The 23,221-nt window shown below is 58.4% G+C and carries 15 protein-coding genes and 2 pseudogenes; 9 read left to right on the forward strand and 8 right to left on the reverse strand.

Annotated elements, in window-relative coordinates; translation table 11 throughout:
* Positions 1 to 30: 30 nt before the first annotated feature.
* The 3 genes from ACTG2O_RS13275 to ACTG2O_RS13285 are packed head-to-tail and all read right to left on the reverse strand — an operon-like array spanning position 31 to position 2,983.
* On the reverse strand, positions 31 to 1,290 hold the full coding sequence (locus tag ACTG2O_RS13275) for an MFS transporter (RefSeq protein WP_439975983.1): 1,260 nt from the start codon (positions 1,288 to 1,290) through the stop codon (positions 31 to 33).
* A complete protein-coding gene (locus tag ACTG2O_RS13280; RefSeq protein ID WP_439975985.1) occupies positions 1,287 to 2,186 on the reverse strand; it encodes a pirin family protein in 900 nt (299 codons plus the stop codon). The genes ACTG2O_RS13275 and ACTG2O_RS13280 overlap by 4 nt, the downstream gene beginning before the upstream one ends.
* Before the next feature lie 59 nt (positions 2,187 to 2,245).
* Entirely contained in the window at positions 2,246 to 2,983 is a 738-nt protein-coding gene (locus ACTG2O_RS13285) for an isochorismatase family protein (RefSeq protein ID WP_429034877.1), read from the reverse strand.
* 192 nt (positions 2,984 to 3,175) lie between these two features.
* On the opposite strand from ACTG2O_RS13285, the gene ACTG2O_RS13290 reads away from it, so the two are divergent.
* Positions 3,176 to 4,111, forward strand: a complete 936-nt coding sequence (locus ACTG2O_RS13290; RefSeq protein ID WP_439975987.1) for a LysR substrate-binding domain-containing protein — start codon at positions 3,176 to 3,178, stop codon at positions 4,109 to 4,111.
* Positions 4,112 to 4,117: 6 nt separating this feature from the next.
* Here the strand turns inward: ACTG2O_RS13290 and ACTG2O_RS13295 are convergent, their stop codons facing one another.
* On the reverse strand, positions 4,118 to 5,026 hold the full coding sequence (locus ACTG2O_RS13295; RefSeq protein WP_216955403.1) for a LysR substrate-binding domain-containing protein: 909 nt from the start codon (positions 5,024 to 5,026) through the stop codon (positions 4,118 to 4,120).
* Between the two features lie 276 nt (positions 5,027 to 5,302).
* Between ACTG2O_RS13295 and metE the strand changes: the two genes are divergently transcribed.
* Entirely contained in the window at positions 5,303 to 7,567 is a 2,265-nt protein-coding gene (metE, locus tag ACTG2O_RS13300) for a 5-methyltetrahydropteroyltriglutamate--homocysteine S-methyltransferase (RefSeq protein WP_439975990.1), read from the forward strand.
* Between the two features lie 174 nt (positions 7,568 to 7,741).
* The gene (locus ACTG2O_RS13305) at positions 7,742 to 8,491 is read left to right on the forward strand and encodes a substrate-binding periplasmic protein (protein ID WP_439975992.1); all 750 of its coding nucleotides are present in this window, start codon (positions 7,742 to 7,744) and stop codon (positions 8,489 to 8,491) included.
* 36 nt (positions 8,492 to 8,527) lie between these two features.
* Here ACTG2O_RS13305 and ACTG2O_RS13310 read toward each other — a convergent pair whose 3' ends face one another.
* A complete protein-coding gene (locus ACTG2O_RS13310) occupies positions 8,528 to 9,391 on the reverse strand; it encodes a LysR substrate-binding domain-containing protein (protein ID WP_439975994.1) in 864 nt (287 codons plus the stop codon).
* 167 nt (positions 9,392 to 9,558) lie between these two features.
* Here ACTG2O_RS13310 and ACTG2O_RS13315 point away from each other — a divergent pair, with 167 nt between their 5' ends.
* From ACTG2O_RS13315 to pflB, 4 genes are all read left to right on the forward strand, one after another.
* Complete coding sequence (locus ACTG2O_RS13315) at positions 9,559 to 10,992, forward strand: glycoside hydrolase family 1 protein (protein ID WP_064337774.1); 1,434 nt, start codon at positions 9,559 to 9,561, stop codon at positions 10,990 to 10,992.
* Positions 10,993 to 11,185: 193 nt separating this feature from the next.
* Positions 11,186 to 12,946: a 30S ribosomal protein S12 methylthiotransferase accessory factor YcaO gene (gene ycaO, locus ACTG2O_RS13320; protein WP_064335887.1), complete on the forward strand. Its 1,761-nt coding sequence runs from the start codon at positions 11,186 to 11,188 to the stop codon at positions 12,944 to 12,946.
* Positions 12,947 to 13,327: 381 nt separating this feature from the next.
* Positions 13,328 to 14,176 (forward strand): formate transporter FocA, encoded by an 849-nt coding sequence (gene focA / locus ACTG2O_RS13325; RefSeq protein ID WP_005333620.1) that lies wholly within the window; start codon positions 13,328 to 13,330, stop codon positions 14,174 to 14,176.
* Positions 14,177 to 14,222: 46 nt separating this feature from the next.
* On the forward strand, positions 14,223 to 16,505 hold the full coding sequence (pflB, locus tag ACTG2O_RS13330) for a formate C-acetyltransferase (RefSeq protein WP_005352571.1): 2,283 nt from the start codon (positions 14,223 to 14,225) through the stop codon (positions 16,503 to 16,505).
* Between the two features lie 559 nt (positions 16,506 to 17,064).
* On the opposite strand, the gene ACTG2O_RS13335 is transcribed toward pflB, so the two are convergent.
* Positions 17,065 to 17,499, reverse strand: coding sequence for a YcgN family cysteine cluster protein (locus ACTG2O_RS13335; RefSeq protein ID WP_005352569.1), 435 nt, complete (start codon positions 17,497 to 17,499; stop codon positions 17,065 to 17,067).
* 412 nt (positions 17,500 to 17,911) lie between these two features.
* Positions 17,912 to 18,397 carry a cell division inhibitor gene (locus ACTG2O_RS13340; protein WP_019446120.1) on the reverse strand — a complete coding sequence of 162 codons (486 nt, stop codon included), beginning with the start codon at positions 18,395 to 18,397 and terminating at the stop codon, positions 17,912 to 17,914.
* A 230-nt stretch (positions 18,398 to 18,627) separates the two neighbouring features.
* Between ACTG2O_RS13340 and ACTG2O_RS13345 the strand changes: the two genes are divergently transcribed.
* Entirely contained in the window at positions 18,628 to 18,825 is a 198-nt protein-coding gene (locus ACTG2O_RS13345; RefSeq protein ID WP_005333612.1) for a DUF4250 domain-containing protein, read from the forward strand.
* 375 nt (positions 18,826 to 19,200) lie between these two features.
* Positions 19,201 to 21,673 (forward strand): annotated as a pseudogene (locus ACTG2O_RS13350) (glycogen/starch/alpha-glucan phosphorylase).
* Between the two features lie 63 nt (positions 21,674 to 21,736).
* On the opposite strand, the pseudogene ACTG2O_RS13355 reads toward ACTG2O_RS13350, so the two are convergent.
* Positions 21,737 to 23,118: pseudogene (locus ACTG2O_RS13355) on the reverse strand (SLC13 family permease).
* Between the last annotated feature and the right edge of the window lie 103 nt (positions 23,119 to 23,221).

Consider the following 23,221-nt stretch of genomic DNA (forward strand, 5'->3'; position numbering starts at 1 on the left):
CGATAACTGTGATGTTTCCCTCTCTATTCGTCACCTTTCATCTTGCCGCGAATGCGATCGAGCCTGTTTTGCAGCCATGCTTGAGCCCGGCTGGTGGCCCGCGGCATAGAGTAGCGCGACCAGCAGCAAGCCGCCCAGAAAGAGCCAGCGAGCGCTCCCCCAATGGCCGCTGTCCGTCATCAGGGCCGCCAGCAACAGGGGGCCAAGCAGCTGACCGAAGTTGGCGAGCTGGACAAAAAAGCCCTGCACGATGGCCAGTTGCACCGGCCCCTGACTCACTCCCTGCGCAGACGAGAGGATCGCCGGCGGCGCCATGCCACCCGAAAGGGAGAGGACGAGGCACAATCCATAGGCCCACCACGGCGACAGGCCGGGCCAGAAGGCGAGCATGCCGGACAGCGCCATCAGACCCAGTGCCCAGCTGATGAGCCGATCTCGTGCCACGCCCCGGCGCAGCAGCCATGCCCCCATCAGGTTGCCGGGAATATTGGCGACCACCGCCAGCGCCGAAAGCAGGGCGATCTGGCTTTGGCTAATCCCGGGGCTGCCTTGCAACATGGTCGGCAGCCAGACAAAGAGCGCCCATAGCATCAGGCTGTAGAGCGTGAACGCCAACCCGTAGCGCCAGAGTGCCTTCTGCCGGAGCACCGTGAGCTGGCGCAGCGGGTGGCCTGCGTTAGCCGCGCTTTGAGGCCCCCCGACCCGCAGCCCATCTGCCGAGCGACTGGCGAGCAGAAGCAGCAGGGCAGAGAGTTGCGGGATCATCAGGAGCAGCCAGGCCAGGCGCCAGCCACCTTGCGCCGTGAGCCAGGGGGTGAGCAGCATGCCGGCCGCCGCACCAAGGGGCAGGTTGACTGCCCACAGGCTTATGGCCAGCCGTTTATCCTCCTCCCGGGTCACCGCCACGATAAAGGCGGGCATGGCCACCGAGATCAGCAAAAAGCCAATCCCCTCGACAATGCGCGACAGCAGCATCATGGCCAGCCCGGTGGCGGGCAGCGCCAACGCACCGCCTGTGACGATAACCAGCAGCCCGACAACCCCGGTTTGCCGCCCACTCCAGCGAGTCAGCAGCAGGCCGAGAAAGAGGCTGAAGAGGATCGCCAGCGTATTGAAAGCCGAGGCGAGATAGCTGGCTTCGACCAGTGTCAGCCCCAGCTCGCTGCGCAGTATGCCGAGTACGGCGGGCACTTTGCCAAGGCAGAGGGCGCCGCTGGCACCGGCAAAAATGGCGAGGAAGACCAGAGGCCAGCGCGTGCTTTGTGGCTGGTGGCCAGCGAGCGTGCTCATGGCCGATATTGGCCGTTGCGCAGCCACTCATCGTTGAGCTGACCAAATTCGCCGCGCTGATAGGCATGCAGCCGATCTGCAATGGCGTCGTGGCTATTCATCACGAAGGGGCCATGTTTGACCAGGGGTTCATTGAGCGCCTGGCCTGAGAGCAGCACGAAGTGGCAGGGCTCGGTGGCCTCCAGTTGCAGAGCCACCGCCTCGCCGCCATCGGCAGAGAGGCTGACACCCATCCCGTGACCTGCCGGGATGAGGTGCCGCTCACCCTCCGCCTGCAGGGTCAGCGATCCGGTCAGGGGATAGATCATGGCATTCCAGCCTGCCGCCAGCAGATGGGTGAAGCGGCTGCCGGGCGCGCAATGGCCATCGAGCAGGGTAAAGGGTTGGGGCAGTTCTACCGAGTGCGGTGCCGTTATCCCGTTGCTGTGGCCTGCGACCACCCGTATTCGCACCCCTTCGCCATGAAACTCGGGGATGGTGGCAGCGGCTGCGTGGACGGCAAAAGGCGACATCATCTTTTGACGGGCAGGCAGGTTGACGAAGATCTGCAGGGCGTGGACATAGGGGGATGCCCCTTCCGGCTGCTCGGTATGTACGGCCCCGCGCCCGGCCGCCAGCCAGTGGAGCGCGCCCGGTTCGATGGGGCCCTGATTGCCGAGGGAGTCGTAGTTGACGTGGGGACTCGTCGAATCCTCTAACAGATAGGTGACGGCAGAGATCCCGGCGTGGGGATGGGGCTCGAAGGTGGGGGCGGTCATCTGGAAGTGATCCACCATCACCAAGGGGTCTATCAGACCGTTGAAAAAGTGTTCGCCAAAATGGCTGGCTGCAAAGCCGCAGCCAATGCGCAGCGGTTGGCCCTTGACGGGGGCGGAGAGAGTCAGGCGTCTGGTCATCGATATAACCTCTTGAAGACAAAAGATGCCTTCGGCCATCTGACCGAAGGCGGGGCGAGTTACGACTTCTTGGCACCCTCTTGCATCTGCCACACCAGGGTGGCGAAAGGAATGTCGAGGGCGCTGTAGACATCGTGCGCCTTGGGGTCGACGTTGCTGCGCAGCATCTCGACCGCGGCGGAGGCGTAGTCGGTGACCGGGATACCGGCCCCCAGCAAGCGTTGCAGCCCAGTGGTGCGCTTGGCTTCGTTGAAGGTGCCGGAGGCATCGAGCACCACCCGGGCATCATAGCCGGCAGCCTTGGCAGAGAGGGCCGGGAAGCTGGCGCAGATCTCGAGGGATACCCCGGCGATGATCAGTTGTTTGCGGCCGGTCTTCTCAATGGCGGCGCGCACGGCGGGATCGTCCCAGGCGTTGATGACGGTGCGGTTGATCACCTTCACATCCGGCAGGGCACTGGTCAGTTCAGGCATGGTGGGGCCCCACATGCCATCGGGCATGGTCGCGGTCACGATCACCGGCACGCCGAGGGCGCGGGCGGCGTTGGCCAGCGCCACCACGTTGTGCTTGAGCTCGCCCACCGTGGTGTCGCGCACGCCGCTCAGCAAGCCGACCTGATGGTCGACCAGCAGCAGTACCGCATTGTCTCGGGAGAGCATCTCCAGATAGCGGTTGGGTGATACAGTCGGATGGCTGGCAGCCTCGGCGGCCATGGCCGGTGTCGCTGTGGTGGCCAGCGTGGTGGTCAGGGTCGCCAGACCGAGCAGGGTGGCAGAGCAGATTTGTCGCAGTTTCATGGTGAACTCCTTGTGATATTGGAACAGTCAAACGGCCCTTGCTGGTGGGGCGGATTGCCCGCGCAGCAACCGTCTGATGGGGACAGGGCCATTATGATGGCTGCAAAAATGGCGACAATCTGGTGAAATAGGTTCTTATCGTTCTATTGGTGGAACGATGTGAATGCACCTCACCCTGACCAAGGCTGCCCGATGACACCACTGGAACTTGATTTGAATGATCTCTATCTCTTCACCCATGTGGTGCAGCGACAGGGATTCACTGCCGCCGCGCGGGCGCTTGGCGTGCCCAAGTCGCGGATCTCGCGCCGGATCCGGCTGCTGGAGGAGCGGCTGGATACCCGGCTGCTGCAACGTACCTCGCGCCAACTCAGCCTGACCGATGCCGGTGAGGTGCTCTATCGCCACTGTCAGGCGATGTTGGCCGAAGCGCAGGCCGGAGAGGCGGCTGTGCGGCAACGGCAGCAGGAGCCGAGCGGTCTGGTGCGCATCAGCGTGCCCATTACGATTGCCGATGCGCTGCTTGCCCGCTTGTTGCCCGTTTTTATGGCGCAATACCCCAAGGTGAGGCTCGCCGTGCAAGCCAGCAATCGGCAGGTGGATCTGCTGGAGGAGGGGCTGGATGTGGTGATCCGCGGGGTGGCCTTCGAGCAGGCCCCCTCCAGTCTGGTGCAGGTGCCGCTCTGCACGGTGCAGTGGGGCGTGCTGGCGACCCCGGTGTGGCTCTCGCGCCACAATGAGCTGGCGCATCCACGGCAGCTGGAAGGAGAGGATGCCCTGCTTTTCAGCTCGCTGGAGCGTCAGGCCGATCTGCTGCGGCTGCGGCACGACAGTGGGGAGAGTGAGGAGGTGGCGGTCAATGTGCTGCTGCGCAGCGACAATGTGCAAACCCTCAAACAGGCGGCGCTGGCGGGGCTCGGGATGGTGGGCTTGCCACTTTACGCCTGCGTCAATGAGCTGGAGGATGGGCGGCTGCAACAACTGCTGCCCGAGTGGCGTCCCAAAGATGGCAAGCTGGTGATGCTCTATCCCGCGCGGCGCGGTCTGTCACCGGCGGTCAGGGCCCTCATCGACTTTATCAAGGCGCAGTTGCCTGCACTGCTGGCAGAGGTCGGTCAGCCCCGCTGAGGAGGGCTATCCCTCCATCTTGCGGCGAATGCGCTCGAACAGGCTCTGCAGGCAGGCTTGATCCCGGTCGGCGGCCCGCACCGCGCCATACATATGGCGACGAATACCGCTCCCTAGGGGACGGGCGCAGAGCATCCCCTGTCTGACAAACTCGTCGCTGGCCCAGCGCGGCAGGGCGGCGACGCCGAGGCCGGCGGCGGCCATCTGCAGCATCACAGAAGTGTTGTCCACCGGCTTGCAGCGGGCGGGCTCCACCCCGGCGGGTTGCAAAAAGCGGCTGAAGATATCCATGCGGCTGCGCTCCACCGGATAGACCAGCAGCACCTCCGGCCCCAGATCGCCCGGCTCGATGCGGCTCTGGTGGCAGAGGGGATGATCCGGCGCCATCACCAGAGTCAGATCGAAGGCAAACAGCGGCTCGAAGTGGAGATCGCCGCGGGCCTGCACGTCCGAGGTGAGCAGCAGATCGAGCTGGCCGCCGAGCAGGGCATTGATGGCATCAAAGCCCGGCACCGACTCCACCTCCAGATCCACCCCAGGCCACTGGCGGCGAAAATCGGGCAACAGCGGCAACAGCCACTGGATGCAACTGTGGCAATCGAGCGCCAGATGCAGCCTGCCCGCATCGCCGCTCTGCAGGGCCTGCAGCTGTTTCTCGGTCTGGGATAGCGCAGGCAACACCTGACGGGCGAGGGCGAGCAGCTGGCTGCCGGCCGCGGTCAGTACCAGCGGGCGGCTTTTGCGCAGGTAGAGCTCCAGATTGAGGCGGGTCTCCAGCTCTTTGAGCTGGTGGGAGAGGGCGGACTGGGTAAGGTTGAGGGTCAGCGCCGCACCGGCCAGCGAGCCCTGCTCGGCCAGCGCGGTCAATGTTTTCAAGTGTTTGATCTCTATCCCTGCATTGCTTGGCACTGCCATAAGATGGCTCCTTGTGAGATTGCGTATGGCGCTGAGGTTACGGTCGGCGGTGGCCTGCTGCGCTTCATGGCTCCGGCACCTCTTGCACCTGTAAAAATCGGCCTCTGTATCCTCGCGGTGAACCTGACTGGCGGTCAGTTGAGGATTATTTGAGAGCCAGTTGAAGAGGATTCAATAGCCAGCGTCACCTTATCTTGTCATTTTGGATGTGTAAACATCTGGATGGCTAAATCATCCAGTTTCCCATCAGATGAATGAGCATAAGGAAATGAACCTATGACACGAGCACACACCCTGGGCTTCCCCCGTATCGGCGCCAAGCGCGAGCTGAAATTTGCCCTCGAATCCTACTGGCGTGGTGAGACCACTCAGGCCGAACTCGTTGCCGTGGGCAAGACGCTGCGTGAGCGCCACTGGCAGGCCCAGCACGGCGCCGGGGTCAATCTGCTGCCGGTGGGCGACTTCGCCTGGTACGATCAGGTGCTCGGTACCAGCCTGCTGGTGGATGCGGTGCCTGCCCGTCACCGCCATGGCGAGACCGATCTCGACACCCTGTTCCGGGTGGCCCGCGGCCGTGCGCCGACCGGCCCGGCGGCGGCCGCCGCCGAGATGACCAAATGGTTCAACACCAACTATCACTATCTGGTGCCGGAATTCAGCCGTGATCAGCGCTTCAAGCTGGGCTGGAGCCAGCTGTTTGACGAGGTGGAAGAGGCCAAAGCGCTGGGGCTGCCGGTCAAGGCGGTGCTGCTGGGGCCGGTCTCTTATCTGTGGCTTGGCAAGGAGAAAGAGAGCGGCTTCTCCCGCCTTGAACTGCTCGATCGCCTGCTCATCGTCTATCAGGAGATCCTGGCCAAACTGGCCGCCCAAGGGGTGGAGTGGGTACAGATCGATGAACCTGCGCTGACGCTGGACCTGCCGGACGAGTGGCGGCTGGCCTATCTCAACGCCTACGAGCGCCTTGCGGGCCCTTGCAAGCTGCTGCTCACCACCTATTTCGGCTCGGTGGCCCATCAGCGCGACATCATCACCAGCCTGAAAGTGGATGGCTTGCATCTGGATCTGGTGGCTGCCCCCGAGCAGCTGGAGACCCTGGTGCCGCATCTGCCCGCCCAGTGGGTCATCTCAGCCGGGGTGATCAACGGCCGTAACGTCTGGCGTGCCAATCTGGCCAAGCTGGCGCCGACTCTGAAGGCACTGAAAGCCAGACTCGGCGAGCGGCTCTGGGTGGCCTCCTCCTGCTCATTGCTGCACAGCCCGGTGGATTTGACCCTGGAGCAGGAGCTGGATCCCCAGACCCGCAGCTGGTTCGCCTTCGCCTTGCAAAAATGTTTCGAGTTGGGACTGCTCAGAGAGTATCTGGATGGGGGCGAGCTCGACAAAATCACCGCCTACAGCCAGCCCATCGTGGATCGGGAGTCCGACAGCCGGGTGCACAAAAAAGCGGTGCAGTCACGGCTCGCCAGCCTCACCAACAGCGATTTTGATCGCCACAGCCCCTATCCGGTCAGGGCCGAGCTGCAGCGCTCGGATCTCAAACTGCCGCTGTTGCCGACCACCACCATCGGCTCCTTCCCGCAGACCTCGCAGATCCGGGTATTGCGGCAGGATTGGCGCGCCGGTCGCATCGATGACAGTGCCTACGAGGCGGGTATTAAGGCAGAGATCCGCGATGCCATCGCGCGTCAGGAGGCCATCGGGCTGGACGTGCTGGTGCACGGCGAGGCCGAGCGCAATGACATGGTGGAGTATTTCGGTGAGCTGCTGGATGGCTTTGCCATCACCCGTTTCGGCTGGGTACAGAGCTATGGCTCCCGCTGCGTCAAGCCGCCGGTGATCACCCGCGATATCGACCGCCCGACCCCCATGACCCTGGCGTGGACAAAGTTTGCCCAGAGCCTGACCGACAAGCCGGTGAAGGGGATGCTGACTGGCCCCGTGACCATCCTCTGCTGGTCCTTCCCGCGCGAAGACGTGAGCCGCGAGCAATCCGCCCTGCAGATTGGCCTCGCCATTCGCGACGAGGTGGCAGATTTGGAAGCCGCTGGCATCAAGATCATCCAGATCGATGAACCGGCGATCCGCGAAGGGTTGCCGCTGCGCAAGCAGGATCATCAGGCCTATCTCGACTGGGCGGTGCGTGCCTTCCGTCTGAGTGCCAGTCCGGTGGCGGATAGCACCCAGATCCACACCCATATGTGCTACAGCGACTTCAACCTCATCATCGAGGCGGTAGCGGCGCTGGATGCGGATGTGATCACCATCGAGACCAGCCGCAGCCAGATGCAGCTGCTCGAAGCGTTCGAGCGCTTCAACTACCCCAACGAGATTGGCCCGGGCGTCTACGACATCCACTCGCCAAATGTGCCGAGCCAGAGCTGGATTGAGGGGTTGCTGCGCAAGGCCGCCAAACAGATCCCGGCCGAGCGGCTCTGGGTCAACCCGGATTGCGGCCTCAAGACCCGCGGCTGGGAAGAGACAGAGGCCGCCCTCAAGGTGATGGTCGATGCCACCAGGGCGCTGCGGGCCGAGCTGGCGTAACCGGCAAGCCGTGACAGCCATCGGTAAGGTGGCGTGTTGACAAACGAACGAGAGAGGGGAAGCCACTGCTTCCCCTCTCTTTTTGCAGGTCACTTTTTCCACTGGATCCTGAACCTTACCGCGGCCCGCTTTGCACTAGGCTCAGAGTTGGCAGGAGTGGATGGAGTCGCGGCCATGGGTGTTGGTATGGGGAGCGCAATCCTGTGGGGATTGTTGATGTGGCAGAGTGTCTGGGCGGCGCCAGCGGCCGAGTTGAAGCTGGTCTACTTTGACGACTTTGCCCCATATTCGTGGCGTGACGAACAGGGCAAGATGCGCGGGCTGATGATCGACGTGATGGATCGGGTAGTGGCGCAGATGGGGCTGCGGGTGCGCCATGAAGGTTATCCGTGGCAACGGGCACAGAAACTGGTGCGGATGGCGCAGGCCGATGGTTTTGTCACCATCGCTACCCGAGAGCGGCGCTCTTACACATTGGTGGTGGAGGAGCCCGTTACCACGACGGTTTTGACGGTATTTACCCGGCTTGGCCACCCTCGGATGACCGATTTTCAGCGTGCCAGCCGCTTGAGCGACTTCAAATCACTTACCTTTCTCGACTATTTCGGTAACGGCTGGGGCAAGGAGAATCTGGCGGGCTTCACCGTTCATCACACCATCAATGTCGATAATGTCTTCAAAATGCTGGCGGCGGGTCGGGGGGACCTGATGGTGACAGACCCACTGGTGGCACGCTTCAAACTCAACCAACTGGGTCTCTCCGGGTTGGTGGTCGAGGTGCCGCTGCAGCTTGCCTCTACCCCGTTCAATCTCTGCATCGGCAAGCACTCCCGCTTCAATACCCGGATAACCGAGTTCAACCGAGCCCTGCAACAGCTGCGACAAAGCGGCGAATTGGCGCGTATCGTCGAACGCTATCGTTGATGCGCGGCCGCCATCTGCTGTTTGCCAACGGCGTGTTTATCTTGGCGCCATATCGGCGATGGTTGCCCAGAAGGCATCGATCAAGGGCCCCTTGCTGTGGGGCGGACGGATAAGGCCAATGGTCCAGCAGGCTTCCCCATCTCTAAGGGACAGGGTGAGTACATCCGGGTGCTCTATGGTGGTGGAGGAGGGGACCAGAGTCCAGGCGATCTCTGCCGCCGCGGTGGCGACGCCAGCGGCGAAATCGTTGACGTACTGGATATCGCGAAAACGCAGCCCGCTCTGGGCCAGATAGTTCATCAGGTGATCGTAAAAGGACGGGGCCTTGTCACGACGCAGGATCGCCAGCGGCTTGTCTACCAGATCCGCCAATGCCCTCACATCGCGGTAGCTGGCGGGCAGCACGGCGACAAAGTGGGCTTCGACCACCGGCAGGGCGTGCCACCCCTTGGGGGCGGGCAGGCGGCAAAAACCGAGATCCAGCTTGCCTTCACTGAGCGCCAGTAGCTGGTGGTGGGTGGAGAGATCGTTGAGCTCGATGGTCACTTGCGGCCGCTCGGCGCGAAAACGGGCAATGGCGGCGGGCACCAGGATCTTGGTGGCCACGCCAAAGCCGATGCGCAGGGTGCCGACATTGCCCGCCAGCACGTCGCGGGCGGTGCGCGAGAGCTGCTCGCTCTGGATGACCACAGCGCGGGCATCCTCATACAGCGCCCTGCCCAGTCCGGTGAGGCGAGTGGTACTGGCGTTGCGCTCGAACAGCTCGCCGCCCAGCTCCTCCTCCAGCCGCCTGATCTGTTTGCTCAGGGCCGACTGGGTAACGTGTTGACGTACCGCTGCCTGGCCGAAGTGCAGTACCTCCCCCAGAGTGACGAAGGCTTTCAGATCCCGTAGCTCCATCAGGGCTCCTTTCATTCCTGTTGGGAATGTTGAGTGGTCAAATTTGTCATTGGACGGAATTTTAGAAGTGATGGATGCTTATGCCAATTCATTTCGGATGCCCCGGCACGGGGGCGCCGAGTTATCAGAGATGGTTGACACCATCAGCGCAGAAGGAGCAACACCAGATGCATCACCACAAGTTCAACGACTTCCCGAGCGATTTTCTGTGGGGCGCCGCCTCCGCCGCCTATCAGGTGGAGGGGGGCTGGAATGCCGATGGCAAGGGGCCCTCGGTGTGGGATCTCTTCACCAAGCTGCCGGGCAAGACCTTTGAGGGGAGCAACGGCGATGTGGCGGTGGATCACTACCACCGCATGGAAGAGGACGTGGCGCTGATGGCCGAGATGGGGCTCAAGGCTTACCGCTTCTCGGTGAGCTGGCCGCGCATCTATCCCACCGGTCGGGGGGAGGTGAACGAGGCGGGTCTGGCCTTCTACGAGAAGCTGATCGACACCCTCTTGGCCCACCAGATCGAGCCGGTACTGACCCTTTATCACTGGGATCTGCCGCAGGCGCTGCAGGATGAGTACGGCGGTTGGGAAGACCGACGCATTATCGAGGATTTCGAGCGCTACTGCGTGACCCTCTATCAGCGCTTTGCCGGCAAGGTGAAGTACTGGGTGTCGCTTAACGAGCAGAACTACAACCTGACTAACGCCTATCAGCTCGGCACCCATCCGCCCGCTGTGCAGGATCGCAAGCGCTTCTTTGCCGCCAACCATATCGCGTTTCTGGCCAACGCCCGGGTGATCAAGGCGTTTCGCCAGCATGTGCCAAATGGCCTCATCGGCCCGAGCTTTGCTTACTCTCCTGCCTATCCGGCGTCGTGCGATCCGAAAGATATGCTGGCCTACGAGAACGCCGAGGAGTTCAACAACCTCTGGTGGCTGGATGCCTACTGCTTTGGCCGCTATCCGCAGGCGGCGCTCGCTTACTTGCGGGAAAACGGTGAGGCGCCGGAGATCCTGCCGGGCGATATGGAGCTGCTGCGAGAGGGGACGCCCGACTACATCGGCGTCAACTATTACTACACCCTGACCTACACTGATAACCCCTTGGGCGGTCAGACCCTGCAGCGGATCAACACCACCGGCAAGAAAGGCACTACGCCGTCCAGCGGCATCCCCGGCCTCTACAAGACGGCGCCCAATCCGCACCTTGAAACCAGCAACTGGGACTGGGCCATCGACCCGACCGGGATGCGCATCGCACTGCGTCGCCTCTCTTCCCGTTATGGTCTGCCGCTGATGATCACCGAGAACGGTCTTGGCGAGTTCGACAAGCTGGAGGCGGGCGACAAGGTGAATGATGCGTACCGCATCGATTACCTGCGCAGCCACGTCAAGGCGTGCCAGGAGGCGATGCAGGATGGGGTGGAATTGCTCGGCTACTGCGCCTGGTCGTTCACCGACATCCTGAGCTGGCTCAACGGCTACCAGAAGCGCTACGGCTTCGTCTATGTGGAGCGTGACGAGCAGGGGGGCTCCCTTCGCCGGATCAAGAAGGCGAGCTTCCACTGGTATAGCCAGGTGATTGCGAGCCAGGGCAAGCAGCTCTGACGGTTTATCGCGTCGCGTAACCAGCGGGCCCGGGCAATCCCCGGGCCCACGCTGTTTGTGGCGGGGGAGAGGGGGCAAGCCGGTTTCTCACCGTGCGACTCATTCTTGTTTACTGATTTTTGTCCTGCCAAAGCCGCCGACCCCTGCTATTATCTGCGGCCGAACATGAGCCAATAAAAATCAGGATATCGTGATGACTGACCACACTTTTATTCCCGGCAAGGACGCGGCGCTGGAAGACTCCATCGAACGCTTCCAGACCAAGCTGCAAGCCTTGGGCTTTGATATTGAAGAGGCCTCCTGGCTCAACCCCGTGCCGAACGTCTGGTCGGTGCATATTCGCGACAAAGAGTGCGCCCTCTGCTTTACCAACGGCAAGGGTGCCAGCAAGAAGGCGGCCCTCGCGTCTGCCCTTGGCGAATATTTCGAGCGTCTCTCCACCAACTACTTCTTCGCCGACTTCTATCTGGGCGAGCAGGTCGCCAACGGCGATTTCGTTCACTACCCGAACGAGAAGTGGTTCCCCATCGAGGGTGACCAGTTCCCGGCCGGTCTGCTCGACAGCTTCACCCGCAAGTTCTACAACCCGGACGGTGAAGTGACCGCCGACATGCTGGTGGATCTGCAGTCAAACAACGAAGAGCGCGGTATCGTCGCCCTGCCGTTCGAGCGTCAGTCCGATCACGAGACCGTCTACATCCCGATGAACATCATCGGTAACCTCTATGTCTCCAACGGCATGAGCGCTGGCAACACCAAGACTGAAGCGCGCACCCAGGCGCTCTCCGAGGTGTTCGAGCGCCACGTGAAGAACAAGATCATCGCCGAGGCCATCAGCTTGCCGCTGATCCCGGACGAGGTCATTGCCCGTTATCCGGGGATTGCCGCCTCCATCGCGGCGCTCGAAGCGGAAGGCTTCCCCATTTACAGCTTCGATGCCTCTCTGGGTGGCCGCTATCCAGTCATCTGCGTGGTGCTGCTCAACCCGAGCAACGGCACCTGCTTTGCCTCCTTCGGTGCCCACCCGCGCTTCGAAGTGGCCTTCGAGCGGACCGTCACCGAGCTGCTGCAGGGCCGCGGTCTCAAGGATCTCGACGTGTTTGTGCCGCCGTCATTCGACAACGAGCAGGTGGCGGATCACCACAACCTCGAGACCCACTTCATCGACTCCTCGGGCCTTATCAGCTGGGATCTGTTCAAGCAGGATGCGGACTTCGAGTTTGCCGACTGGGACTTCCGTGGCACCTCGCAGGAGGAGTTCGATCACCTGATCGGCATCTTCCACGAGCTGGAGCAGCCGGTCTATATCGCCGACTACGAGCATCTGGGTGTCTACGCCTGCCGCATTCTGGTGCCGGGCATGTCCGACATCTATCCGGCCGAAGATCTGTTGCTGGCCAACAACAACATGGGCGCCAACCTGCGCGAAGTGATCCTGGCACTGCCATCACTGGATTGGGATGCCGAGCAGTACATGGCGTTGTTTGATCAACTGGATGAAGAGGGGCACGACGAGCGTACCCGTGTACGCGAGCTGCTGGGCATCGCCGCTGCCAAGGGTACCGCGCTGCACACCCTGCGCGTTGGCGAGCTGAAAGCCATGCTGGCGCTGGCCGCCGGTGAGCTGGAGACTGCTCTCGATCTCATCGATTGGACCATGGAGTTCAACCAGTCAGTGTTCACTGCCGAGCGTGCCAGTTACTACCGCGCCCTGCGTGCCTGCGTCGAGTTGTTCCTCGACGAGGAGCGGGATCCGGAGCAGTATCGCGCCGTCTTCACTCGCATGTATGGCGAAGAGACGCTGGCACAGGCATGGGCTAACGCCAGTGGCGAAGCACGCTTCCACGGGCTGGAGGCGGCCGACCTGTCGCTCTCCCAGTTCCCGCTGCACCAGAAGCTGCTGGCGGCTTACGAGAAGCTGCAAAAGGCCAAGCGAGCCCATCACTGGGCGTGATTGTTGCTGTAAAGGAAGGGGCCGAGTGGCCCCTTCTGTTTATCGTGCGGCAAGGCACGGGATTGTTATTCAAAGATGAAATAAAAAACAAAAAATACCCCTAAGGGGGTTGATGACAGGGCAGGGGATGTGCTGGCGATCTGCAAAGATATCTTGCCAATACCATATTTCCATGATTGGAAATAAATTCTTTAAAATCATTGCATTAAAAATGTGATATTTCTGTTTCAGCTGATACCTGGTGTAAAGTGGCGTAGCCATCGCACTAAAATATTTGTAGTAAAATTACATTCGCACTCTGATAAACTTGATCAATGTCAATTTTGGCTATTTGGCCCTTTGTTATGATTTCAACAGGCAAAACATTCAGGTAGAAAATAATTGAAAGCTGAATCTCCATTCGATTGTCTCAAGCCCGAAGCCATCGCTGCACTGGCTGAAGACATCACCTATGCCAAGGCTACCAAGCCGGCATACAAGGTCATTCCACTGGCCATTACCGCAGGCGCTTTCATCGCCATCGCATTTATCTTCTACATCACAGTGACGACCGGAACCGGCTCCATGCCTTGGGGTATGGCCAAGTTGGTGGGCGGTCTCTGCTTCTCTCTCGGACTTATTCTTTGTGTGCTGCTCGGTGCCGAGCTGTTCACCTCCACCACCCTGACACTGGTGGCCAAGGCTGCCAATCGCATCAGCTGGGCTCAGCTGCTCAAGAATTGGGGTCTGGTCTACTTCGGTAACCTGATTGGCGGTCTGCTGATGGTGGCGCTGATCATCGTTTCTGCAGAGTACACGGCAGCAGACGGTCAGTGGGGCCTTAACGCCCTGAAAGTGGCCCAACACAAAATTCACCACACCTTCTTCGAAGCGGTGGCGCTGGGTATCCTCTGTAACCTGATGGTATGTCTTGCTGCCTGGATGGCCTTTGGTGCCCGCAGCGCGACTGACAAGGTAGTGGTTATGCTGCTGCCGGTTGCCATGTTCGTTGCCTCAGGTTTCGAGCACAGCATCGCAAACATGTTTATGATTCCGGTTGGTATCGCTATCCACAGCGTGGCTAGTCCGGAATTTTGGCAGGCCATCGGCCAGGATCCAGCAACCTTTGCTGACCTGACCGTATCCAACTTCGTCCTACACAACCTCATCCCCGTGACCATCGGCAATATCATCGGTGGTGGCGTGATGGTTGGTCTGACTTACTGGTTTATCTTCCGTCGTCATCATTAAGGATGATTGCGGGATACTACATCAATACCGTGTGAGGTAATGAAAAATGGCAGAACTTAACGAACAGTTCCAAAAAGCATGGGAAGGCTTCGCGGCCGGTGAATGGCAGACCTCTGTCAACACCCGCGACTTCATCCAGAAGAACTACACCCCGTATGAAGGTGACGAGTCCTTCCTGGCTGGCGCGACCGAAGCGACCACCAAGCTGTGGGACAAGGTCATGGAAGGGATCAAAATCGAGAACCGCACTCATGCGCCGGTCGATTTTGATACTGACCTGCCCTCCACCATTACCGCACACGATGCCGGTTATATCGATCAGAGCCTGGAGCAGATCGTTGGTCTGCAGACTGACAAGCCGCTGAAGCGCGCCATCATCGCCAACGGCGGTATCAAGATGGTTAAAACTTCTTGCGAAGTGTACGGTCGTCAACTGGACCCGATGGTCGAGAAGATCTTCACCGAGTACCGCAAGACTCACAACCAGGGCGTGTTTGACGTTTACACCAAAGACATCCTGAACTGCCGCAAGTCTGGTGTTATCACCGGTCTGCCGGATGCCTACGGCCGTGGCCGTATCATCGGTGACTACCGTCGTGTTGCCCTGTACGGTGTTGACTTCCTGATGGCCGACAAACTGGCCCAGTTCAAGTCCCTGCAAGCTGACCTGGAAAACGGCGTCAACCTGGAAGCCACCATCCGTCTGCGCGAAGAGATCTCCGAGCAGCACCGTGCCCTGGCACAGATGAAGGTGATGGCTGCCAAGTACGGTTGCGATATCTCCGTACCGGCCAAGAACGCCAAAGAAGCCGTACAGTGGACCTACTTCGCCTACCTGGCGGCAGTCAAGTCCCAGAACGGTGCAGCCATGTCCTTCGGTCGTACCTCCAGCTTCCTGGATATCTACATCGAGCGTGACCTGCAAAAAGGCCTGATCACCGAGCAAGAAGCCCAGGAGCTGATGGACCACATGGTCATGAAGCTGCGTATGGTTCGCTTCCTGCGTACTCCGGAATACGATTCACTGTTCTCCGGCGACCCGATGTGGGCGACTGAGACCCTGGCTGGTATGGGCGTTGATGGCCGTACTCTGGTCACCAAGAACAGCTTCCGTATGCTGAACACCCTGTACACCATGGGCCCGTCCCCTGAGCCGAACCTGACCATCCTGTGGTCCGAGAAGCTGCCGGTCGGTTTCAAGAAGTACTGTGCCAAGGTATCCATCGAGACCTCTTCCGTTCAGTACGAGAACGACGATCTGATGCGTCCGGATTTCAACAACGATGACTACGCCATCGCTTGCTGTGTATCCCCGATGATCGTTGGTAAGCAGATGCAGTTCTTCGGTGCTCGTGCCAACCTGGCCAAGACCATGCTGTATGCAATCAACGGTGGTATGGACGAGAAGCTCAAGATCCAGGTCGGTCCGAAAACCGAGATGGTCAAGTCCGAGTACCTCGACTACAACGACGTAATGGATCGTCTGGACCACTTCATGGATTGGCTGGCCAAGCAATACGTTGCTGCGCTGAACATCATCCACTACATGCACGACAAGTACAGCTACGAAGCCTCTCTGATGGCGCTGCACGACCGTGACGTATATCGCACCATGGCGTGTGGTATCGCTGGTCTGTCCGTAGCTGCTGACTCCCTGTCTGCCATCAAGTACGCCAAGGTCAAGCCGATTCGTGACGAAGATGGCGTTGCCATCGACTTCGAAATCGAAGGCGAATACCCGCAGTTCGGTAACAACGACGCTCGCGTCGATGATATCGCCTGTGACCTGGTTGAGCGCTTCATGAAGAAGATTCAGAAGCTGAATACCTACCGTGGTGCTGTTGCTACCCAGTCTGTTCTGACCATCACCTCCAACGTGGTATATGGCAAGAAGACCGGTAACACCCCGGATGGCCGTCGTGCTGGTGCTCCGTTCGGCCCGGGTGCAAACCCGATGCACGGTCGTGACCAGAAAGGTGCTGTTGCTTCCCTGACTTCCGTAGCCAAGCTGCCGTTCGCTTACGCTAAAGATGGTATCTCCTATACCTTCTCCATCGTTCCGAACGCACTGGGTAAAGATATGGAAGCCCAGAAAGCCAACCTGGCTGGCCTGATGGACGGTTACTTCCACCACGAATCCAACGTAGAGGGTGGTCAGCACCTGAACGTTAACGTGATGAACCGTGAAATGCTGCTGGACGCCATGGAAAACCCGGAGAAATATCCGCAGTTGACCATCCGCGTATCCGGTTATGCCGTTCGCTTCAACTCTTTGACCAAAGAGCAACAGCAAGACGTCATCACCCGTACCTTCACTGCTTCTCTGTAATCGAGACATAGTGAGCAAAAACCGGCGCCAAGGCGCCGGTTTTTTTATGCGTGCGATTCAGGGGGAGTAATCATCCCCTGTGAATCGCCTCCAGTTCCATTGCAACCACAACAGGTGTTACTGGGTATTCGAAGAGGATTGGAGGGGCTCACCAGGATTGACCTAAGCCCCGTCTGTAATGCGATTATGCTTTATTCGCGCTCTAAGGGGATAGGCGGTTGCTTTGCCTGCCATTGCATCAGTGTTGCTATGGCTCGTGGAACAGCTGATCAGGTTTAAGGGGTGAACAGAGGCGCCATCGCAGGTATCAAGCAATACCCATAAGCCTGTGACTATGGAATCATTCTCTGCCTCTGCCTCTGCCTCTGCCTCTGCCTCTGCCTCTGCCTCTGCCTCTGCCTCTGCCTCTGCCTCTGCCTCTATCTCTCTCAATGTGCAGTTGGGTGGGGGTCTGGTTTAGCCAGCCAGATATGTGTGAAGCTACAAACCCTGCTTGCAGAAACAACAAGGGCTGCACATTGTGCAGCCCTTGCCTCTGGAGAATAGCGGGTTGAGCGTGTCAGCTGGCCCAGGTGATGATGTGATCGATCCATTCACCCGCCTGATCCTCGTGAATGACTTTGCCACGGACGGATTGACCAGCCTGATGCATCGCGGAACGACTGCCAGTCAGCAGAGGATGCCACTCTGGAAGAGCGTCACCTTCAGACAGCAGGCGATATGCGCAGGTTGAGGGGAGCCAGTCATATTCGGCGATCTTGTCATGGGTGATCTGCAGACAGTCAGGCTCTTTTTTGAAACGATTGGCGTAATCAGAGCACTGACAGGTCTTGGTGTTAAGCAAATTGCAGGCGACATTGGTGAAAACCAGTTCGTCGGTATCTTCATCGATCAGCTTGTTGAGGCAGCATTTTCCGCAACCATCGCAGAGGGATTCCCATTCGGATTCAGTCATCTGCTGCAGACTCTTGGTCTGCCAAAAGGGGGCTTGCATCATACCGCTCACTTATTACACCTGATAAAACGCGTGGTTATACCCCTTGTTACCCGGTATTTCAAGGAGAGGGTCACTCCGGTGGGCAAATTGTCGTGATCAGCTCAAATGAATGCAATGACTTTCAGCCTCATCATATTGCTCAAACGGGTTCGCTGGTGGGCAGGAAGTCCCGCAGGTTTGAATACTTGGGCTGCATGATTGTCCAGTTCAGGTTTTATTTTCTGCTTCTTTATCCGTTACATCTTTTGATGTTTGTCTGCTTGCAGCAAGCAGGGTCAAATGATCTCCGATGCCTACCGTCAGGCTGTTGCACGCTTGTCTATCAAATAAAGCCGCTGGTCACATATTGTTTGCGCCCTTCTGTCACTGCGACCCGCGGGAGAGCCTGCGTAGGCGTTCGTTTTTTGTCTTAATGGTTGAGATAGATATCTTGCTCTGAATAGGCCAGCAGAGGTGTGCCGAGGTTAGCCCGTTTCGCGCCAAAGAAGCGGGTGAGTACGCCAGATTGCTGTCCCAGTCGCTGCAGCTTGACGTGATCCAGCTCGATCTGCTCGGGTAGCCAGGTAAATACGGCGGCGCAGTGACCATTGCCCAGACTGCGCTCCAGGGTTTGCTGCCAGTTCTTGATTTTGGGGCTATGTACCACCAGCACTCTCTTGGGATCGATACCTCGCTCTTCCAGACGGCTGACTGTGGGGCGTCCCGGCGGGGCGATCAACAAGATCCAGCCGGTATGAGCCTCCCCAAGCTTGGTCAGCTCGCTCAGAAACTGATCATCAGACTGGATAGTCACACCATAATGAGCCAACTCCGCTTTGCAGGCGGTTCTGGTTGGCCAGGGCTTGCTCATGACACGATTCATCGCAAAGGGCAGTGAGTGCAGGGGCTGGTTCATATATGGGGTTCCTGTATGAATATCCAAGCTGTATGTGTGTACAGTAGTTCTATCCTGTGGCAGTGACAAGGTGTTTTTGCTGAAAAATGTGATGGTGTTGGCATGTGTCGTTAGTAAGGTTATGTTTTTAAACACTATTTAATATAAAGTTGGTTGGGTGTTTTTCGTACTATGGACAAACCTTGCGTAACCGCCCATGGTTATACAGGTCATTTACAGGAGGTGCCGCCATGGATATCAGTACCTTGCAACGTCTTGATGCCAACATCTTGCTGGGCATCATCAATGAGAAGCTAAGGCTTGAGTGTGACGGGTTGGAGGAGTTGCTGGCCTATTACGATATGAGTGAAGAGCAGTTGGCAGGACGTCTGGATCAGATTGGGTACCATTACGATCCATTGAGCAATCAGTTCAAAGCACATCTTTAAGGGGGCAATGATTGCTTCATATTTATACGGTAATTTTTCAGGCACATTGAAACCGGTTTCAATGTGCCGTCTTGCTGCCTATTTTCAGGGATTTTCAAGGCTTGGCAATCTCTGAAAACCTATTCATGCCAGAATATTTTTATTGTTTCATTAAGTTTATGATAATAAAGGGAATGTTTGTTTTTATGCGATCAATTAAAGGAAAGGGTTTTCAAGCTTTTCAGGCTGTTTTTATCGGTTAAAGTGTGACTTGCGTTAACTTTTAATTCTGCCGCTTTAGTTAGTATTCTCACGCCGGTACATATTTTGAGATAACAACAGCGCCGGTCCCGCAAGCGGGATAACAATTTTATTTGTAACGAAGGAATATGGTTTATGGCTACCAAGAAGAAGACAGACCAGGATCTCCAACTGGATAAAGATCAGCTCAAGGCGAGTATCGTGCGTCACCTGCGTTCTACCTTGGGAACAAGCGAACAGAAAGCCTCTCCCGAAGCGTGGTGGAAAGCCACTGCTGCGGCTGTCAATGAACAGGTGTACGAGCGCCTGACCCGCACTCAGCAGACTCATTTCAAGAAAGATACTCGTGCGATTCACTATCTCTCTGCTGAATTCCTGATGGGACGATTGACTTCCAACAACCTGCACAACCTCTCCCTCTACAAGACTTGCGAAGAGGCGCTGGGCGAACTCGGTCTGGAACTGACCGACCTGTGCGAACAAGAGCCGGACATGGCACTTGGCAACGGCGGCCTGGGTCGTCTGGCTGCCTGCTTTATCGACTCGCTGGCCACTCTGAACTATCCGGCGGTTGGTTACGGTATCCACTACGAACACGGTCTGTTCCGTCAGGAAATCCAGGATGGCCGCCAGATCGAGCGTCCGGACTCCTGGCGTGAATATGGCAACCCATGGGAGATCTGCCGCCCCGAGTCGGTGCAAGAAGTGCCGCTCTATGGCTACGTCGAGACCGTGTTTGGTGACAATGGCGGCCTGAAGAAGGTATGGCACGCCGGTCGCAAGATTAAAGGGGTGCCTTGGGATATTCCGGTGGTCGGTTTTGGCGGTCACACCGTCAACATCCTGCGTTTGTGGGAATCCCGCGCCTCCGAGTTTTTCGACTGGGACGTGTTCAACGCTGGTGGTTACATCGACTCCCAGGCTGAAAGCCCAGGCCGAGACCATCTCCAAGGTGCTGTATCCGAACGATGAGACCGATGCAGGTAAAGAGCTGCGTCTGATCCAGCAGTACTTCTTCTGTGCTTGCTCCATCAAGGACATCATGCGCCGCTACAAGCGGGTCCATGGCAGTGACTTCAGCAACTTTGCCGCGCAAATTGCCATTCAGCTTAACGATACTCACCCGACTGTCGCCATCCCGGAACTGATGCGGGTGCTGGTTGACGAGGAAGATCTGAACTGGGATGCCGCTTGGGCTATCTGCTATCAGGTCTTCTCTTATACCAACCACACTCTGCTGCCGGAAGCGCTGGAGAAGTGGTCAGTCAGCCTGTTCGAGAAAGTACTGCCTCGCCATCTGGAGGTGATTTACGAGATCAACGCCCGCTTCCTGAACGAGTGGGTGGAGCCCAAGTGGCCGGGCAACGATGCTATCAAAGCCAAGCTCTCCATCATCGAAGAGGGAGATGTGCGCAAGGTTCGCATGGGCAACCTGTGCGTGATCGGTTCGTCCAAAGTGAACGGTGTGGCCGAGATCCACTCCAAGCTGGTGAAGGAAGATCTCTTCCCCGAGTATGCCGAGCTGTGGCCGGAAAAAATGTGCAACGTGACCAACGGGGTGACCCCGCGTCGCTGGCTGCTGGCGTGCAACCCGGAACTGGCTGGCCTCTACAACGAAGTAGTGGGCAAGGAGTGGCCGCTGCAACTGGACAAACTGCGTGGCGTGGTGAAGTTTGCCGACGACAAGGCGTTCCAGCAGCAGTTCATGACCATCAAGCGTCACAACAAAGAGAAGCTGGTCAAGGTCATCAAAGACGAAACCGGTATCGATGTCAGTGCCGAGGCGATCTTTGACGTTCAGATCAAGCGTCTGCACGAGTACAAGCGCCAGCAACTGAACCTCATTCACATCATGGCACTCTATCGTCGTCTGCTGGCCAACCCGGACTATGACATGCATCCGCGCGTGTTTATCTTCGGCTCCAAAGCGGCGCCCGGTTACAAGCTGGCCAAAGACATCATCTATGCCATCAACAAGCTGGCGGATCGGGTCAATAACGATGCTCGTATCCAGGGCAAGCTGAAAGTGGTGTTCATGCCGAACTATCGCGTGAGTCTGGCCGAGAAGCTGATCCCGGCAGCAGATGTCTCCGAGCAGATCTCCACTGCAGGTTATGAAGCATCCGGTACCGGCAACATGAAGATGGCACTCAACGGTGCAATCACCATCGGGACGCTGGATGGAGCCAACATCGAGATCGCTGAAGAGGCGGGTGCCGAAAACTGTGCCATCTTCGGTCTGAACGTGGACGAAGTGAAGTCGCTGAAGGCGCGTGGTTACAACCCGTACGACTTCTACTATGCCAACTCCGAGCTCAAAGCCGTGCTGGACTGGTTTGATACCGACTACTTCACGCCTGGTCGTCCGGGTGAGCTGGCCTCCATCAAGCGTTCCTTGCTGGAAGGGGGAGACCCTTACCTGACCCTGGCGGACTTCCAGTCCTACTCGGATGCACACAAGCTGATCGATACCTGGTATCGGGATCCGGCACTGTGGGCGAAGAAGGCCATCATCAACTCGGCCACCATGGGCAAGTTCAACTCCGACCGCTCTATTCAGGACTATGTGGATCGGATCTGGGATCTGAAGGCCTGCAACATCGGCTAATCGGATTCATAAATGAGAAAACCCCCGCAATGCGGGGGTTTTTGTTTATTGGGGGGAGCTAGATCAGAGGATATCGCCAACGAAGTAGGCCAGCAGGGCGAGCAGCACGGTAAAGACCACGTTCAGAGCCATACCGGCTTTCATCATCTCCCTCTGGCGGATGTGGCCACTGGCGAAGACGATGGCATTGGGCGGCGTGGCGACTGGCAGCATAAAGGCACAGGAGGCACCGATAGCGATCAACACCGACATCACCACAGGTGATACACCCAGCGCCTCGGCGACACCGGCAAACAGGGGAACCAACAGTGCGGCGGTGGCGGTGTTGGAGACCAGCTCGGTCAGGAACACCACGAAGGCGGCCAGCATAAGCAACACGACAAAAATGTTGGCGTTGGAGAGCACGGCCGACAGATGGCTGGCCAGGAAGGCGCTGGTACCGGTGGCCTTGAGAATGGCGCTCAGGGTCAGACCGCCGCCAAACAGCATCAGCACGCCCCAGTCGGTGTTCTGGTTGACGTCATCCCAACTGGCGACACGGCTGACCACGATGGCCACGATGGCGCCCATGGCAATCAGGGTGTCGAGTTGCGGAATACCGCCAAAGGCGTTGGAGATGGGTTGTGAGCCGATCCAGAGCACAACGGTGGTCAGGAAGATTGCCAGCGTCACTTTACGCTCGCGGGTCCAGTTGATGGTGACATCCTGGATCTCGACGCGGTGGCTGAGACGCGGGCGGGTTACCAGATAGAGCAGGGCAATGCCGCAGGGCATCAGGATCAGCACGACTGGAACACCGAATTTCATCCAGTCAGTGAAGCCAATCCCCATCTGGGCGGCTGCGATGGCGTTGGGCGGGCTACCCACCAGGGTACCGATGCCGCCGATACTGGCGCTGTAGGCGATCCCCAGCAATACGAAGACGAAGGTGGCGCGTTCTTTTTTGCTATCGAGGCGTGCCAGCATACCGATCGCCAGTGGCAGCATCATGGCGGTGGTAGCGGTGTTGCTGATCCACATCGACATGGCGGCTGTGATGGTAAAGAGCAGGATGACGCCCCAACCCAGATGACCATTGGCCAGGTGCATCACCTTGCCTGCCATCAGGGTATCCAGTCCCTGTTTTAGAGGGCTGCCGCGAGGGCGAAACCGCCAAAAAAGAGGAACAGGATCGGGTTGGCAAAATCGGTGAGGGATTTGCTCATGTCAAACACCCCGAGCACGGTAGCCAGCAAGGGCACCAGCAGCGCGGTGATGGTGACGTGCAGTGCTTCGGTCAGCCAGAGGATGGCGATAAAGACCAGAATGCCCAGCCCCTTGTTGACCATGGGGTCAAACGGGAGCCAGGCGAGCATGGCGCAAAGTAGCAAGACATCCAGGATGACGATCCCTGATTTGATGTCCAGCCAGCGAGATGGAGCAGAGGGTACAGCTGATGTGTGCATAATGTTCTCTCGGTTAATTTATGGTTGTTTTTGTGTTGCCGAGATTACATCCATTCACTTGTTTGAAACAGACTCACATGTTGAAAATCAGCCTCTACTCACA

It is taken from the genome of Aeromonas sp. 61P, from assembly GCF_051919545.1.
Taxonomy (GTDB): Bacteria; Pseudomonadota; Gammaproteobacteria; order Enterobacterales; family Aeromonadaceae; genus Aeromonas; species Aeromonas veronii.

Bases quoted from the DNA above. Each gene is read 5' to 3' on its own strand.
- ACTG2O_RS13275 (WP_439975983.1), bottom strand. From the start codon at position 1,290: ATGAGCACGCTCGCTGGCCACCAGCCACAAAGCACGCGCTGGCCTCTG.
- ACTG2O_RS13280 (WP_439975985.1), bottom strand. From the start codon at position 2,186: ATGACCAGACGCCTGACTCTCTCCGCCCCCGTCAAGGGCCAACCGCTG.
- ACTG2O_RS13285 (WP_429034877.1), bottom strand. From the start codon at position 2,983: ATGAAACTGCGACAAATCTGCTCTGCCACCCTGCTCGGTCTGGCGACC.
- ACTG2O_RS13290 (WP_439975987.1), top strand. From the start codon at position 3,176: ATGACACCACTGGAACTTGATTTGAATGATCTCTATCTCTTCACCCAT.
- ACTG2O_RS13295 (WP_216955403.1), bottom strand. From the start codon at position 5,026: ATGGCAGTGCCAAGCAATGCAGGGATAGAGATCAAACACTTGAAAACA.
- metE (WP_439975990.1), top strand. From the start codon at position 5,303: ATGACACGAGCACACACCCTGGGCTTCCCCCGTATCGGCGCCAAGCGC.
- ACTG2O_RS13305 (WP_439975992.1), top strand. From the start codon at position 7,742: ATGGGTGTTGGTATGGGGAGCGCAATCCTGTGGGGATTGTTGATGTGG.
- ACTG2O_RS13310 (WP_439975994.1), bottom strand. From the start codon at position 9,391: ATGGAGCTACGGGATCTGAAAGCCTTCGTCACTCTGGGGGAGGTACTG.
- ACTG2O_RS13315 (WP_064337774.1), top strand. From the start codon at position 9,559: ATGCATCACCACAAGTTCAACGACTTCCCGAGCGATTTTCTGTGGGGC.
- ycaO (WP_064335887.1), top strand. From the start codon at position 11,186: ATGACTGACCACACTTTTATTCCCGGCAAGGACGCGGCGCTGGAAGAC.
- pflB (WP_005352571.1), top strand. From the start codon at position 14,223: ATGGCAGAACTTAACGAACAGTTCCAAAAAGCATGGGAAGGCTTCGCG.
- ACTG2O_RS13335 (WP_005352569.1), bottom strand. From the start codon at position 17,499: ATGCAAGCCCCCTTTTGGCAGACCAAGAGTCTGCAGCAGATGACTGAA.
- ACTG2O_RS13340 (WP_019446120.1), bottom strand. From the start codon at position 18,397: ATGAACCAGCCCCTGCACTCACTGCCCTTTGCGATGAATCGTGTCATG.
- ACTG2O_RS13345 (WP_005333612.1), top strand. From the start codon at position 18,628: ATGGATATCAGTACCTTGCAACGTCTTGATGCCAACATCTTGCTGGGC.